Source organism: Mesorhizobium sp. M7A.F.Ca.US.005.03.2.1, assembly GCF_003997795.1.
Taxonomy (GTDB): domain Bacteria; phylum Pseudomonadota; class Alphaproteobacteria; order Rhizobiales; family Rhizobiaceae; genus Mesorhizobium; species Mesorhizobium ciceri.
Map to the genome: position 1 here is coordinate 1 of NZ_RZRP01001338.1, position 1031 is coordinate 1031.

The 1031-nt window shown below is 60.9% G+C and carries 1 protein-coding gene; it reads left to right on the plus strand.

Annotated elements, in window-relative coordinates; all coding sequences use genetic code 11:
• Positions 1-187 precede the first annotated feature (187 nt).
• Entirely contained in the window at positions 188-1006 is an 819-nt protein-coding gene (gene fabI / locus EN991_RS37570) for an enoyl-ACP reductase FabI (protein WP_013532803.1), read from the plus strand.
• Positions 1007-1031 lie beyond the last annotated feature (25 nt).

The window sequence follows — 1031 nt, forward strand, 5'->3', positions numbered from 1 at the left end:
CTCTACGCTCATGTGCGTATCATGCTGCCGGAAGGCGGTGATAGCGCACTCGAAGCGCTGTTGCGCAGCCAAAAAGGCTGATCGGCGGCTTTTGTCCCCTGAACTGTCCGTTTTGAGCGCTTGAAGGGGCTCTGTGCCTGTGCGATAGGGCAACCCACAAAGCTGAAATCTTGCGGAGAGCGCTCACATGGCGGGTGGACAGGGCCTAATGGCCGGCAAGCGCGGCCTCATTCTTGGCGTCGCCAACAATAGGTCGATCGCTTATGGCATCGCCAAGGCCTGCGTCGATCATGGCGCCGAGATAGCGCTGACCTATCAGGGCGAGGCGTTCAAGAAGCGTGTCGAGCCGCTGGCGGCGGAACTGGGCGCCTTTGTCGCCGGCCATTGCGACGTCACCGATCCGGCGAGCCTGGATGAGGTTTTCGCCAATGTCGCCAAACATTGGGGCAAGCTTGATTTCCTCGTCCACGCCATTGCCTTCTCCGACAAGGATGAGCTGACTGGCCGCTATGTCGAGACGTCACGCGACAATTTCCTGCGCACAATGGACATTTCGGTCTATTCCTTCACCACCATCGCCAAGCGCGCCGAGGCGCTGATGACCGATGGCGGCTCACTGCTGACGCTGACCTACTACGGCGCCGAAAAGGTGATGCCGCACTACAACGTCATGGGTGTCGCCAAGGCGGCGCTCGAGGCCAGCGTGCGCTACCTGGCGGTCGATCTCGGCGCCAAGAAGATCCGCGTCAACGCCATTTCGGCTGGCCCGATCAAGACCCTTGCCGCTTCCGGCATCGGCGATTTCCGCTACATCCTGAAGTGGAACGAGTACAATTCGCCGCTGAAGCAGACGGTGACGCAGGAGGAAGTCGGCGATTCCGGCGTCTATTTCCTGTCCGATCTGTCGCGCGGCGTCACCGGTGAAGTGCACCACGTCGATTCGGGCTACCACGTCGTCGGCATGAAGGCGGTCGACGCGCCTGATATTTCGACCGTCAAGGACTAACACCCCCGCCAACCGTCGTCCGTCC

What these genes read in the sequence shown, in the direction of transcription:
- fabI (WP_013532803.1), top strand. Translation starts at nt 188, where the DNA reads ATGGCGGGTGGACAGGGCCTAATGGCCGGCAAGCGCGGCCTCATTCTT.